Below are 13952 nucleotides of genomic sequence, written 5' to 3'. Positions count from 1 at the left end.
CCCCCACCACCACCTGGCCCGTACCTTACCCAGGGCATGTGGGCTCACGCGGAATCCCAACCCGGTCGCCTGTGGTCCCGTGGAGGCCCGCGATCGCGTCGAGGCGTTGCTCAGACGGCGCCGATAGGGTGTTCATCACCGCCGGCATGGGCGGCGGCACCGGCACCGGCGCGGCGCCGGTGGTGGCGCAACTGGCCAAGGAGAAGGGCATCCTGACCGTGGCGGTGGTGACCAAGCCGTTCCCGTTCGAGGGTCGCCGGCGCATGCAGGTCGCCTTGAAGGGCATCGAAGACCTGTCGCAGCACGTGGACTCGCTGATCACCGTGCCGAACGAGAAGCTGCTCAGCGTGCTCGGCCGCGAGGTCACCCTGCTGAATGCCTTCAAGGCCGCCAACGACGTGCTGCAGGGCGCCGTGCAGGGCATCGCCGACCTGATCACCGCCCCCGGCCTGATCAACGTCGACTTCGCCGACGTGCGCACGGTGATGTCGGAGATGGGCCTGGCGATGATGGGCTCGGGCACCGCCCGCGGAGACGACCGCGCGCAGGCGGCGGCCGAGGCGGCGATCAAGAACCCGCTGCTGGAGGACGTCAACTTGAATGGCGCCTGCGGCATCCTGGTCAACGTCACCGCCGGCACCAACCTGACCATGCGCGAGTTCGACGAGATCGGCCGCATCATCCACGACTTCGCCAGCGAAGACGCCACCGTGGTGATCGGCACCTCGCTGGATCCGGACATGAAGGATGACGTGCGCGTGACCGTGGTGGCCACCGGCCTCAACCGCGCCAATGCCTCGCGCCAGCCGCCGATCCGCATGGTCGAGACCCAGCAGATGCAGATGCGTCCGCGCCCGGTGGTGCTGCGTACCGGCACCGGCAACGAGGTAGTGGATTATGCCCAGCCGGAGGTGCAGGGGCGGACGGAGTCCAGCGCAGCGGCCAAGCACGGCGATGCCGGCCTCGACTATCTCGACATCCCGGCGTTCCTGCGCCGCCAGGCTGACTGAGGAGGGTTGCGCAGACGTTGAAACATTGAACGATCACTTGTCCTGCCTGTCAGTCACTCCATTGCGCCGCGATCAGCCGCCTGGCGTGAGTTGCCCCCAATGCCCGCGGCTGATGCCGCGTGGTGTGGTGATGGCGGCGGCCATGGTGATCGGATGACAAGCTGATGCCGTGCGCCAGGAGGACGCCGGCCATGGCCGCGGATTGTCGCCGCGGCGGTCAGGCGATGTCCCGGACCGGATTCCCGTCCCAGGTCCGGGCGTCGCCCCGTTTTCGGGCGCTGGCGAGGGCCAAATGTGCGCCAGTTCCCAAGGATGAAAGAAAGATGAAGGCTTAATCAGACTGTACGGTACGGTTTGCTTTTATCTCAGGTTAAAACTGTGTTAGCATCCGCTCCTGATTGGCTGCTGCCTCCACGGGTCCCAACACTAATGATCAAGCAGCGTACGCTCAAAAACGTCATCCGGGCGACCGGTGTCGGCTTGCACACGGGTGACAAGGTCTACATGACTTTGCGTCCTGCCGCGCCGAACACGGGCATCGTGTTCCGTCGGACGGATCTCGATCCGCCGGTGGACATTCGTGCACGCCAGGACAACGTCGGCGACACTCGGCTCTCCACCACGCTGATGAATGGCGAGGTCCGCGTCGCCACCGTCGAACACCTGTTGTCGGCCATGGCCGGGCTGGGCATCGACAATGCCTACGTCGACCTGTCGGCGCCGGAAGTGCCGATCATGGATGGCAGCGCCGGACCGTTCGTGTTCCTGCTGCAGTCCGCCGGCATCGAGGAACAGCCGGTGGCCAAGCGCTTCATCCGCATCAAGAAGCCGATCAAGGTGCAGGAAGGCGAAAAGTGGGCCAGCTTCGAGCCGTTCGAGGGCTTCAAGGTGGGCTTCTCGATCGACTTCAACCACCCGATCATCTCCAAGCGCACCTCGCGCGCCGAGATCGACTTTTCCACCACCTCCTTCGTCAAGGAAGTCAGCCGCGCGCGCACCTTCGGTTTCATGCGCGACATCGAGATGCTGCGCGAGCACAACCTGGCGCTGGGCGGCTCGATGGACAACGCCGTGGTGCTGGACGACTACCGCGTGCTCAACGAGGACGGCCTGCGTTACGAGGACGAGTTCGTCAAGCACAAGATCCTCGACGCGATCGGCGACCTGTACCTGCTCGGCCACAGCCTGATCGGCGCGTATCACGCGCACAAGTCGGGCCATGAACTGAACAACAAACTGCTGCGCGCCCTGATCGCCGACGCCTCGGCCTGGGAAGAGGTCAGCTACCCCGAGGATCCGGCGGTGTCGCCGATCTCCTACGCACACCCGGCCCAGGCGATCTGACGCCTGGCGCCACGCCGGTCGTCCCGGCATCGCTCCACCCGAATGGCCGGATCGAAGGATCCGGCCATTTTTGTTGACCGCGACACATTCGGTGCGCGCGATGGGTCACAGCCCCGCGCTGGCGGGACTTTTCATTAACTCTTCACGTGGTATAAACCCAACTCGCGTGGCATCGGCCACGGGGGCAAGACGCGATGCGTCTCGCAGGAACGCCCTTCCGTTACGAGGGGTTCTCGGGGGAATCAGCGGTTTCGGCGAAGGACGCCAGCTGAAGGAACAGATTCCGCCATTCGGGGTCTGTGGACGAGGCAGCGGCAGCCCTGAGGTGGGCGGCCGCGGCTGGCGAAAGCGGTTTTGACTGATCCGGCACGGTAGCGGCCGGTGGTTGGGGAGCCACTTTCACGGTGACTGAACTGGCGCAGGCGCCGACGGCGCTTGCGGAGGCAAGGATCTGTGCCTGCATCAAGCGCAGGCGTGATGCCCAAGCCGGTGAAGACGCCAGGAAGACGAGGCGGTTGTTGCGCAGATTGGCGAATCTGACCTGTTCGCGCAGCGGCGATGGCAACGTCTGGCGCAGTGCGCGGTCCAGCGCTTCCAGCGCGTCGGCCTTTCGGGCCAGCGACGCAAAGGAACCGCAGTCGGCAAGGGATTTCGGTCCGTTGTCGCGGCGGCGGGAGGTGGTGGGTTCCGCGCGGTGCATGGTGCCGACATACGATTTTGGAAAGACATGCAGATCATACTCGTCTCACGTGCCCGGAAGCTGCCGAAAACCCTGGATCTGGCCAACCGGCGCGTGCGCTGGAAGCTGCTCTCGATGTTGTCGCTGGGCGTGCTGGGCTGCCTCGCTCTGGGCGGCGCACTCGCCTTGGTCATCGCCAGCCCGCGTGACCGCGCGCTGAGCCAGATCCACGACCTGCAGCAGCAGATCCGCCAGCAGAACACCGAACTCGGCAGCGTGCGCGCCGATGCGCAGCGCAGCCTGGATGCACTGGCGGTCAAGTTGGGCCAGTTGCAGGCGCAATCGACCCGCCTGAATGCTCTCGGCGAGCGCCTGGTGCAGGTGGGCAAGCTCGACAGCGGCGAGTTCGACTTCGACGAGCCGCCCGCGATGGGTGGCGTCGAGGACACCAGCAGCACCGGCTACGCCATGCCGCCTGCGCTGGAAGCCGGCATCGACCGGCTCACCGGACAGTTCAATACCCAGCAAGCCCAGTTGTCGGCGTTGCAGAGCCTGTTGCTCGATGCGCGCATCGAATCGAACCTGAAGCCGACCGGCATGCCGGTTCCCGGCTACATCTCCTCCTACTTCGGCGTGCGCCCGGACCCGTTCGACGGCCAGTCGGCGCGGCACACCGGGATCGACATCGCCACGCCGTTCGGCACGCCGGTGCACGCCGTGGCCGAAGGCATGGTGACCTTTGCCGGCGTGCGGCGCGGCTACGGCAACGTGGTCGAGATCGACCACGGCAACGGCTACATGACCCGCTACGCGCACAACAGCAAGCTGGACGTGCATCCCGGCCAGCATGTGCAGGTCGGTGACGTGATAGCCCAGGCCGGGTCCACCGGTCGCTCCACCGGCTCGCACGTGCATTTCGAGGTCTGGTACCACAATCGCGTGGTCAACCCGCTGGCGTTCGCGCGCAGCCACCGCTAGGGACGCCCCGGTCCCTTGAATCCGGCCCCGGCAGCCGCCAGCTCCTGACGGTTCGCCGGCGTTCCTGCGTGGCGCCGGCACGCCCATCCCGCAAGACCGGGTGAGCCGCACCGGGCATGTAGTAACATGCTCGATTGGCTCGCGTGTATGGCGGGCGTCTTGTTCCCACAACCGGAAAATCGATGTTCAATCGTGCCCTGACCAGTCTGTTTGGCAGCCGCAACGAACGTGTGCTGCGTCAGCTTTCACGTACGGTCCACCGCATCAATGCGCTGGAACCGGAGATGGAGAAACTGGACGACGCCGCGCTGCGCGACAAGACCACCGAGTTCAAGCAGCGCTACGCGGCCGGCGAGTCGCTGGACAAGCTGCTGCCGGAAGCCTTTGCGGTATCCCGCGAGGCCTCCCGCCGCACCCTGGGCATGCGTCCGTATGACGTGCAGCTGATCGGCGGCATGGTGCTGCACCAAGGCAAGATCGCCGAGATGCGCACCGGCGAAGGCAAGACCCTGGTGGCGACCCTGGCGGTTTACCTCAACGCGATTGCCGGCAAGGGCGTGCATGTCGTCACGGTCAACGACTATCTGGCGCGGCGCGATTCGGCGCAGATGGGCAAGCTCTACAATTTCCTCGGCCTGACCGTGGACGTGGTCTACCCGGGCATGGACCACGCCGACAAGCACGCGGCCTATGCGGCCGACATCACCTACGGTACCAACAACGAGTTCGGCTTCGACTACCTGCGCGACAACATGGCGCTCAGCAAGGAACAGCGCTACCAGCGCGGCCTGCATTACGCCATCGTCGACGAGGTCGACTCGATCCTGATCGATGAGGCGCGCACCCCGCTGATCATCTCCGGTCCGGCGGAGGATTCCCCGCAGCTGTACATCGCGGTCAACAAGATCGTGCCGCGGATGATCCGCCAGGCCGAGGAGGACGGCGAGGGCGACTACTGGGTCGACGAAAAGCAGAAGCAGGTGCATCTGTCCGAGGCCGGCATGCAGCATGCCGACGAGCTGTTGCGCGAGGCCGGTGTGATCGACCAGGACAGCGGCCTGTACGACTCGAAGAATCTGGCGATCGTGCACCACCTCAATGCCGCGCTGCGTGCCAACGGCATCTACCAGCGCGACGTCGACTACATCGTGCGCGACGGCGAGGTGATCATCGTCGACGAGTTCACCGGTCGCACCCTGCCGGGCCGACGCTGGTCCGACGGCCTGCACCAGGCGGTCGAGGCGAAGGAAGGCGTGCCGATCCAGCGCGAGAACCAGACGCTGGCCACGGTCACGTTCCAGAACCTGTTTCGCATGTACAAGAAGCTGGCCGGCATGACCGGTACGGCCGACACCGAGGCGTTCGAGTTCCAGAGCATCTACGGCCTGGAGGTGGTGGTGATCCCCACCCACAAGCCGATGATCCGCAAGGACAACCCGGACATGATCTTCCTGTCGCAGACGCCGAAGTACAACTCGGTGATCGAGGACATCAAGGACTGCCACAAGCGCGGCCAGCCGGTGCTGGTCGGCACCACCTCGATCGAGGTGTCCGAACTGTTGTCCGGCCTGCTGAAGAAGGCCGGCGTGGCGCACGAGGTGCTGAACGCCAAGCAGCACGAACGCGAGGCGCACATCGTGGCCCAGGCCGGCGCACCTGGCCAGGTGACGATTGCGACCAACATGGCCGGCCGCGGCACCGACATCGTGCTGGGCGGCAGCCTGGAGGCGGCGCTGGCAGCGCTGCCGGCCGAGGCCACCGAGGTGGATCGCGCCCGCGTCAAGGCCGAGTGGAAGAAGCTGCACGAGCAGGTGGTCGCCGCCGGCGGCCTGCACATCATCGGCACCGAGCGGCACGAGTCGCGGCGCATCGACAACCAGCTGCGCGGCCGTTCCGGCCGCCAGGGCGACCCGGGTTCCTCGCGCTTCTACCTGTCGCTGGAAGACAACCTGCTGCGCATCTTCGGCGGCGAAGGCCTGGTGCGCTGGATGAAGCGCTTCGGCATGAAGGACGACGACGCGCTGGAAGATCGCATGATCAGCCGGCAGATCGAGAAGGCGCAACGCAAGGTCGAGCAGCACAACTTCGACATCCGCAAGCACCTGCTCGAATTCGACGACGTCGCCAATGACCAGCGCAAGGTGATCTACACCCAGCGCGACGAGTTGCTGGAAGGCGAGGAGGTCGAGGCCACCGTCGCCGACATCCGCGAGGACGTGGTGCAGACCCTGGTGCAGTCCTACGTGCCGCCGCAGACCATCGACGAGCAGTGGGACATCGCCGGCCTGGATCGCGAGCTGGAGAGCCAGTTCGGCCTGTCGCTCGACCTCAGGCACTGGATCGAGCAGCAGAGCGAGATCGACGCCGACATGATCCGCAAGCACGTGGACGAGGCGGTCGCCGAGCTGTTCCGCGGCAAGGAGGCGCAGATCGGCGCCGAGACCATGCGCCAGCTGGAAAAGCACGTGATGCTGACCGTGGTCGACAACGCCTGGAAGGATCACCTTTCCGGCATGGATTACCTGCGCCAGGGCATCTCGCTGGTGGGTTACGCGCAGCAGGACCCGAAGCAGGCGTTCAAGCGCGAGGCGTTCAAGCTGTTCTCCGACATGCTGGCGCGGATCAAGTCCGAGGTGGTGCAGATGCTTGCGCGCATCCGCATCCGCAGCGAGGAGGAAGTCGCCGCGATGGAAGCCGAGCAGCAGCGCATGGCCGAACGCCTGCAGAAGCAGATGCTGGCGACTGGTGGCGGCGCGCCGCCCGATGCCTTCGGCAACGCCGCCGCTGCGGCCCCGGAGGACGGTGTCCGCCTGGCCCCGCAGCCGGTGCAGCACGTCGGTCCCAAGGTTGGCCGCAACGAACCGTGTCCCTGCGGCTCGGGCAGGAAGTACAAGCACTGCCACGGGCAGTTGTCCTGACCCCGGGGCAAGCGTGAACTCCGCGGGTGGGGGTGTGGCAGTGCAGCCTTCCCTCCCTCCGCTCCGCTCGCCATCCGCTGTTCAGTCCTCGCCGCCCGGCGGCCGCTTGCGATGCGGCTCGGCGTTGACGGTGATGTGGCGCGGCTCCTCGCCGTCCAGCTGCAACGCGGTGAGCTTGCCGCCCCAGACGCAGCCGGTGTCGATCGCGTGCACGCCCAGTCCGTCGAACCGGCCCAGCGCCGACCAGTGGCCGCAGACGATGCGCACGTCGCGCCGCCGCATGCCGGGCACCGCAAACCACGGGTACAGGCCGGGCTTCTGCGTGCCGGGGATGCCCTTGGCGTCGAAGTCGATGCGCCCGTTGACGTCGCAATAGCGCATGCGCGTCATCGTGTTGATGGTGGCGCGGTAGCGATCCAGGCCCTGCAGCCGGCTCGACCACTGCGCGGGCCGGTTGCCGAACAGGTTGCGCAGCAGGCGCGGGTGGCGCGGGCTGGACAGCTCCCGCTCGACATCCTGCGCGGCGCGCAGCGCCTGGCGCAGCGTCCACACCGGCGCCAGGCCGGCATGCACCATTGCCCAGTCGAGCTTCTCGTCGTGGTGCATCAGCTTCTGCGAGCGCAGCCATTCGAACAGCACCGGCGCATCGTCGGCGAACAGCACCTCGCGCAGTTCGGGATTCACCCGCGCCTGCGCCTCCGGCTTGCGCTGCGCGATCGCCAGCAGGCTGAGGTCGTGGTTGCCCAGGGTGATCACGCACGAGTCGCGCAGGTCGTGGATCAGCCGCAGCGTTTCTAGCGACTGCCCGCCGCGGTTGACCAGATCGCCGCAGAACCACAGCTGGTCGCGCGCGGGATCGAAGCGCAATTTCTCCAGCAGGCGTTGCAACTCGGGATAGCAGCCCTGCACGTCGCCGATGGCGTACGTAGCCATGTCAGTCCCGGACCATCAGTGCAGCGTACGCGGGATGGACAGGGTGAAGGTGGGGATCGGCGCCTCGAACTCGGTGCCGTCGTCGGCGAGCATCTGGTAGCTGCCGCCCATGATGCCCACCGGCGTTTCCAGCACCGCGCCGGAGGTGTATTCGAAATCCTCGCCGGGGCGCATCCACGGCTGCTCGCCGACCACGCCGTCGCCGCTCACTTCCTCGACCTTGCCGTTCGCGTCGGTGATCTGCCAGCGGCGAGCGAGCAGGCGCGCGGGCAGACGGCCGGCGTTGCGCAAGGTGATGGTGTAGGCGAAAACGTAACGGTTGTCCCCGGGCCTGGACTGGTCGGGAACGAAGCGGGTTTGCACCTGCACGTCGATCGTGTAGGGGGATTGTTCGGTCATGCCCGGATTGTAAGGCTTGCGCCCGCCAATGGGGCGGCGCGGGCGCGATGGCTTCATTGCGCCGTCGGAACGACCTTGGCCAGGCGCACGAAATCCGCCGGCGACAGCGTCTCGGCGCGCGCGCGCGGGTCCACGTCGGCGCGGCGGATCGCGTCGCTGTCCATCACCTGCTTGAGCGCGTTGGACAACGTCTTGCGTCGCTGCGCGAAGGCCGCCTTCACCACGGCGTAGAGTTGCGCCGGGTCGGCGTCGTGCAATTCTTCCGGTGGCAGCGGCTGCAGGCGCACCACGGCGGAGTCGACCTTCGGCGGCGGGCGGAACGACTCCGGCGGCACGTCGAACAGCGGCTCCACCCGGCACGCCAGCTGCAGCATCACCGACAGCCGGCCGTACACCTTGCTGCCCGGTGCGGCCGCCATCCGGTCGACGACTTCCTTCTGCAGCATGAAATGCATGTCCTCGATCGCCGCCGCGTGCTCGACGCAGTGGAACAGGATCGGGCTGGAGATGTAGTAGGGCAGGTTGCCGGCCAGCCGCAGTCGCGGCACGCCGTGACTGTGCGCCATGGCGGTGAAGTCGACCTTCAGCACGTCGGCGTGCACGATGTGCAGCTCGCCGACCGTGGCGGCGCGTGCACGCAGCGCGGGGATCAGGTCGGTATCCAGTTCGATGGCGGTGAGCTTGCCCGCCGCGGCCAGCAAGGGCAGGGTCAGGGCGCCTTCGCCCGGGCCGATCTCGACCAGGAAGTCTTCGTCACGCGGGGCGATCGCCGCGACGATGCGCTCGATGCAGAGGCGGTCATGCAGGAAGTGCTGACCGAAGCTCTTTTTGGGGCGTGCGTTCATGGGCCGTGCTGTTCCTGCCCGCGTGCCACCAGCAGCAGGGCGAGCCTGGCCGCGGCGATCAGGCTGGACGGATCGGCGCGACCGGTGCCGGCCAGATCCAGTGCGGTGCCGTGGTCGACCGAGGTGCGGATGAAGGGCAGGCCGAGGGTGAGGTTGACGGTGCGGTCGAACGCTTCGCTCTTCAGCACCGGCAGGGCCTGGTCGTGGTACATCGCCAGCACCGCGTCGTAATGCGCGCGTTGCGCCGGCACGAAGGCGGTGTCGGCGGGCAGCGGACCGAGCAAGTGCATGCCCTCGCCACGCAGGGCGTCCAGCACCGGGATCATCGTGTCGATTTCTTCCCGGCCCAGGTGGCCACCTTCGCCGGCATGCGGATTGAGCCCGAGCACGGCAATGCGTGGCTGGTCGATACCGAACTTGCCGCGCAGTTCGGCATCCACGATGCGCAGCACGCGGGTCAGCAGCACGGGCGTGATCGCCGCGGGCACGGCCGCCAGCGGCAGGTGGGTGGTGGCCAGCGCCACGCGCAGCTGCGGGCTGGCCAGCATCATCACCACCTCGGCGCCGGCACGCCGGGCGAAGAACTCGGTGTGTCCGCTGAAGGCGATGCCGGCATCGTTGATGGAGGACTTCTGCAACGGCGCGGTGACCACCGCGGCGTAGCGGCCGGCGAGGCAACCGTCGGCCGCTTCGGCCAGCGTGGCCAGCACATGGCTTGCGTTGCGCGGGTCGGGTTGGCCCGGCACCTCGTCCGCTTCCAGCGGTACGTGCCGCACGCGCAGCGTGCAGGCGGCGCGGGAGTCGATCGGGGAACCGTCATCGTCGATCAGCTCGATGGAGACGCCGCAGCGCCTTGCCGCGCGTTCGAGCAGGCGGCGGTCGGTGATCGCGACCAGGCTTGCCGCCAGCGGCGTCGCGGCCAGCCGCACCAGCAGCTCGGGACCCACTCCGGCGGGCTCGCCGGCGGTGACGGCCAGCCGGACGAGCGCCATCGCGCTCAGCTGGCCTGGGGCGCGGCGCCGGCCGGGTCCGGCTCGCGCAACGCCGGCACCAGGATCTCGATGTAGGCGTTGGAGCGCAGTTCGCGCAGGAAATCGTCGTAAACCTGTTCGGACTTGCGATTGCCGATGGCCTGGCGCGCCTGGTTGCGTTCGATCTCCACGGTCTGGTCGCTCTGGCGCGTGCCGAGGCGTTCCAGCACGTGCCAGCCGGCTTCGGTCTGGAACGGTTCCGACACCTGGCCGTCCTTCAGCTCGCCGAGCTTGGCGGCAATTGCCCCACCCCACGCGGCAGGCTGGAACCAGCCCATGTCGCCACCGATATTGGCGGTGGTGTCGTCCTTGGAGAACTCCTTGGCCAGCGCGGCGAAATCCTCGTGCTTGTCGACGATGCGCTGGTACAGGTCCTGCGCCTTCTGCTGCGCCTGGGCCGCGGTCAGCAACTCGCTGGGTTTGATCAGGATCTGCCGTGCGTGGTATTCGGTGACGATCTTGCGGTCGCCCTTGCGCTGGTCGACCAGTTTGAGGATGTGGAAGCCGGTGGGGCCGCGCAGGATCTGGCTGACCTGGCCCGCCTTCATCGCCGATACCGTGTCGGCAAAGGCGGGCGGGATCTCGTCCATGCGCCGCCAGCCGAGGTCGCCGCCTTCCAGCGCGTCGGAGGCGTCGGAATAGCGGATCGCCGCGGCGCTGAAATCCATGCCGCCGTTGATCGCGGCTGCCGCCTGCTCTGCCTTGGCCTGGGCAGCCTGGATCGCGGCGGCGTCCGCGCCGCCCGGGATGCTCACCTGGATATGCGCCAGGTGGACTTCGCCGGCCTTGTAGGTGGGGCTGTCGAGCAGGTTGTCGATCTCGCTGTCGGTCACCGAGACCGAGCTTTGCACCACGTTCTGGTGCAGCCGCTGCACGGTGATCTGGTCGCCCAGTTCCTTGCGGAACGCGGCGAAGCTGCCGCCCTGCTGCTCGACCGCCGCGCGCAACTGCTCGGGGCTGAGCCGGTTCTGCTGCGCCACGCCCTGGACCGCGCGGTCGATGTCGGCGTTGGATACCGAGATGCCCTGGTCCTGCGCGCGCTGCACCTGCAGGCGCATCAGGATCAGCCGGTTCAGCACCTGCCGTTTCACCACGTCCATCGGCGGCAGCTGCCCGCGGCCGGCGTACTGTTGCTGGATGGTGCGCACCGCGTCGTCCAGCTCGCTCTGCAGGATGACGTCGTCGTTCACCACCGCAACGATGCGATCGAGCGACTGGTTCGCCGGCGCGGCCGACTGCAGCAACTGCGCATGGGCAGGAGCGGCGATCGCGAAGGCGAGCAGGAGGGATGCAAGGAATTGCTTCATCGGGGGGAAAGCCTGGGTCGCCGAGGCGATGGATTATTGATAGCCGAGAATATCACGGCGCAGCAGCGGGTCGATCTGGCCGCCGGTCGAGCCCAGCCCCTTGAACACGATTTCGAACATGACCGCGTTGTCCCGCTGGTTGGTGTTGGTGCCCGGGATCGGCTTCGTGCCGTAGTAGGACTGGTTGACGTAGTTGCGGCCGACCAGCCGCAGCGTGACGCAGCAACTGTCGTATTCCACGCCGAGCATCGCATCCACGGTGCCGCGGGGAAGCTCGTAGTTGGTCTCGATGGCCGGGGCAAACGCCCAGGCACCGAACAACCGCCACTTGTCCGACAGCGGATAGACCGCCGAAGCGCTGTATTGTTCCAGCCGGCCGCGCCGATAGTGGTAGGCGAGATTGACGATGCCCGCATCGCCGAGGCGCCGCTGCAGCCCGAACGTGGCTGCTTCCACGGCGCGGCTGTTCGGGCTCCACTGCCAGGAACTGTTCACCCGCCAGTGATCGTTCACTTGCAGGTCGAGCTGGGCCACATAGGCCGAACCGGTCCAGTCGGTGCCCAGCACGCGTTGCCGGCTGAGGTAGCGGATCTGGCCGATGCTGGCCGAGAGCCGCTCGACGCCGTCGTTGTCCAGCAGCCGCGTGGTCAGCGCCGCGGTGACGTTGTTCGCGTCCATCTGGCGATCGGCGCCGGAGAACTGGTTGGTCGAGAACAGCTGCCAGTAGTCGAACGACATCAGGTTGGTGTCGAACAGCGGCAGGTTGCCCTGGTCGCGATACGGCACATAGAGGTAGTACAGGCGTGGCTCGAGCGTCTGCGTGTAGTGCGTGCCGAACAGCGAGGTGCTGCGGTCGAACATCAGCCCCGAGTCGAGGCTGACGATCGGCAGCGAGCGGGTCGGCGACTGCTCGGTGAACGGCGATGTCGCCGTACCGGTGAGCCGGCCGGAACGGCCGTAATCCTGATAGCCGTCCTCGAGCTGGTAGGCGGTGTAGCGCCAGGCCAGGCGCGGCCGCACGAACCACGCCGCGCTGCCGAAATCGGCGGAGAGGTAGGGGTAGAGATCTTCGCGCTGGCCCTCGACGTAGCCGGGTTTGCGGAATATCACCGCGCTGGTGTCCACGCCGGTCTGCAGCCAGCGGGTCAGCGGCACTTCCGCGCTGAACAGGGCGTAGGGCAGCTGCCGGTAAGGCAGCGAGGAGTCGGTCGCGAACGGGTTGGTGTTCTCGTAGGTGGTGGCGCCGAACGAGGCATCCCACCATTTGCCGCCGCCGCTGATGGCCGCGCCGGAGCGCAGGTTGTACACCGGTTTCTGCGACATCGCATTGCCGTAGTCGTACAGGTAGCTGGCATCGGAGACATGGTTGTACGTGCCGGTGAAGCGCCAGCCGTCCCACAGGGCGGTACGGTCGGAGAAGTTCACCAGGTAGCGCGACTTGCCGGTGGTGTCGGCCAGGCCGTCGCTCTTGCCGCGGTCGTCGGGCACGTATTCCACGTTGAGCTGCCCGCCGCTGCCCGGCACCAGGTAGCGGAACTCGCCGGCCAGCAGCGGCCCGCGACGGCTGTAGTAGCGCGGATCGAGGGTGGCGTCGTAGTTCGGTGCCAGGTTGAGGTAGTAGGGCGTGCTGATCTGGAAGCCCGCACGGCTGGTATTGCCCAGCGTGGGATAGAGGAAGCCGCTCTTGCGCCGGTCGTCGGTCGGAAAGGTGAAATAGGGCAGGTACAGAAACGGCACCTTGCCGATGCGCATGGTGGCATCGCGCGCCACGCCCACGCCGCTGGCCTTGTCGATGCTGATCGACTTCGCGCGGAACTCCCACACGTGATGGCCTACGTCGCAGGTGGAATAGGTGGCCATCGAATAGCGGGTGCGCTCGGCATCCAGCATCTGGCCCTGGCGTGCCACGCCGTTGCCGCGCGATTGAAGCATCTGGTAGCGCACGTCGTCGGCGACGCCGCGGCTGGCGTTGGTGTTGCCGCTCAGGTGCGAGGCGGCCAGCAGTTGCCCGGCCTCCTGGTAACGCACGTTGCCGCGCGCGTCGTAGTCGGTGGTGGTGTCGTTGTAGTCGAGCGTGTCGGCCTGCAGCTGCTGGTCGGCGCGTTGCAGCAGCACGTCGCCGGAAAGGTGGTAGACCGACTGGTCGGAGCTGTCGACGTGCTGCGCGGTGACGTTTGCCGGCGCGGTAGCGCGCTGGCTGCTGTCCTGGCTCAGGGCCGGGTCGTAGAACTCCAGCAGCGCGTTGGGCCGGCACATCGCATAGTTGAGCGGGCGTGGCGCGCAATGGAACGAACCCAGCGGGCAGCTCTGGTCGGCCGGATCCGGCGCGCTGCGCGCCGCCGGGGCGGCCTGACCGGCCGGAACCTGGCCGCCGAAGAGCGCCAGCGCGGCGGCGACCGCCAGCAGGCGACGTGGGGGAAACATTGATGTCACGGTGGAACCTGCCGACCTCGAAGGCTGGTCAAGTTAGCAGAAACGACATCCCCGTTGCGCCCGCGCATTCAGCGT

At 67.1% G+C, this 13952-nt stretch carries 10 protein-coding genes and 1 pseudogene; 4 read left to right on the top strand and 7 right to left on the bottom strand.

Features of this window, described 5'->3' with window-relative positions:
• Both ftsZ and lpxC read left to right on the top strand, forming a co-directional pair.
• Nucleotides 1-1010, top strand: a pseudogene (gene ftsZ, locus B1991_RS02865) (cell division protein FtsZ); the annotation flags it as partial.
• A 429-nt stretch (nt 1011-1439) separates the two neighbouring features.
• On the top strand, nt 1440-2354 hold the full coding sequence (gene lpxC / locus B1991_RS02860) for a UDP-3-O-acyl-N-acetylglucosamine deacetylase (RefSeq protein ID WP_136257203.1): 915 nt from the start codon (nt 1440-1442) through the stop codon (nt 2352-2354).
• A 220-nt stretch (nt 2355-2574) separates the two neighbouring features.
• Here the strand turns inward: lpxC and B1991_RS02855 are convergent, their stop codons facing one another.
• Nucleotides 2575-3054, bottom strand: coding sequence for a DciA family protein (locus B1991_RS02855; RefSeq protein WP_136257202.1), 480 nt, complete (start codon nt 3052-3054; stop codon nt 2575-2577).
• 27 nt (nt 3055-3081) lie between these two features.
• Here B1991_RS02855 and B1991_RS02850 point away from each other — a divergent pair, with 27 nt between their 5' ends.
• Nucleotides 3082-4011 carry a M23 family metallopeptidase gene (locus B1991_RS02850; RefSeq protein WP_136257201.1) on the top strand — a complete coding sequence of 310 codons (930 nt, stop codon included), beginning with the start codon at nt 3082-3084 and terminating at the stop codon, nt 4009-4011.
• 182 nt (nt 4012-4193) lie between these two features.
• Entirely contained in the window at nt 4194-6929 is a 2736-nt protein-coding gene (gene secA, locus B1991_RS02845; protein WP_136257200.1) for a preprotein translocase subunit SecA, read from the top strand.
• Nucleotides 6930-7010: 81 nt separating this feature from the next.
• Here the strand turns inward: secA and B1991_RS02840 are convergent, their stop codons facing one another.
• The 6 genes from B1991_RS02840 to B1991_RS02815 are packed head-to-tail and all read right to left on the bottom strand — an operon-like array spanning nt 7011 to nt 13868.
• Nucleotides 7011-7862, bottom strand: coding sequence for a symmetrical bis(5'-nucleosyl)-tetraphosphatase (locus tag B1991_RS02840; RefSeq protein WP_136257199.1), 852 nt, complete (start codon nt 7860-7862; stop codon nt 7011-7013).
• A 15-nt stretch (nt 7863-7877) separates the two neighbouring features.
• A complete protein-coding gene (gene apaG, locus B1991_RS02835) occupies nt 7878-8261 on the bottom strand; it encodes a Co2+/Mg2+ efflux protein ApaG (RefSeq protein ID WP_136257198.1) in 384 nt (127 codons plus the stop codon).
• A gap of 53 nt (nt 8262-8314) precedes the next feature.
• Entirely contained in the window at nt 8315-9106 is a 792-nt protein-coding gene (rsmA, locus tag B1991_RS02830; protein ID WP_136257197.1) for a 16S rRNA (adenine(1518)-N(6)/adenine(1519)-N(6))-dimethyltransferase RsmA, read from the bottom strand.
• Nucleotides 9103-10098 (bottom strand): 4-hydroxythreonine-4-phosphate dehydrogenase PdxA, encoded by a 996-nt coding sequence (pdxA, locus tag B1991_RS02825; RefSeq protein WP_136257196.1) that lies wholly within the window; start codon nt 10096-10098, stop codon nt 9103-9105. Before pdxA ends, rsmA begins: the two co-directional genes overlap by 4 nt.
• A gap of 5 nt (nt 10099-10103) precedes the next feature.
• Complete coding sequence (locus B1991_RS02820) at nt 10104-11444, bottom strand: peptidylprolyl isomerase (protein WP_136257195.1); 1341 nt, start codon at nt 11442-11444, stop codon at nt 10104-10106.
• Nucleotides 11445-11477: 33 nt separating this feature from the next.
• Complete coding sequence (locus tag B1991_RS02815; protein WP_425466643.1) at nt 11478-13868, bottom strand: LPS-assembly protein LptD; 2391 nt, start codon at nt 13866-13868, stop codon at nt 11478-11480.
• Between the last annotated feature and the right edge of the window lie 84 nt (nt 13869-13952).

It is taken from the genome of Rhodanobacter lindaniclasticus (genome assembly GCF_004799035.1).
In the GTDB taxonomy this organism is placed as follows: Bacteria; Pseudomonadota; Gammaproteobacteria; order Xanthomonadales; family Rhodanobacteraceae; genus Rhodanobacter; species Rhodanobacter lindaniclasticus.
Note: the sequence above shows the minus strand (reverse complement) of the source record. Positions and strands in the feature narration are given on the sequence as shown.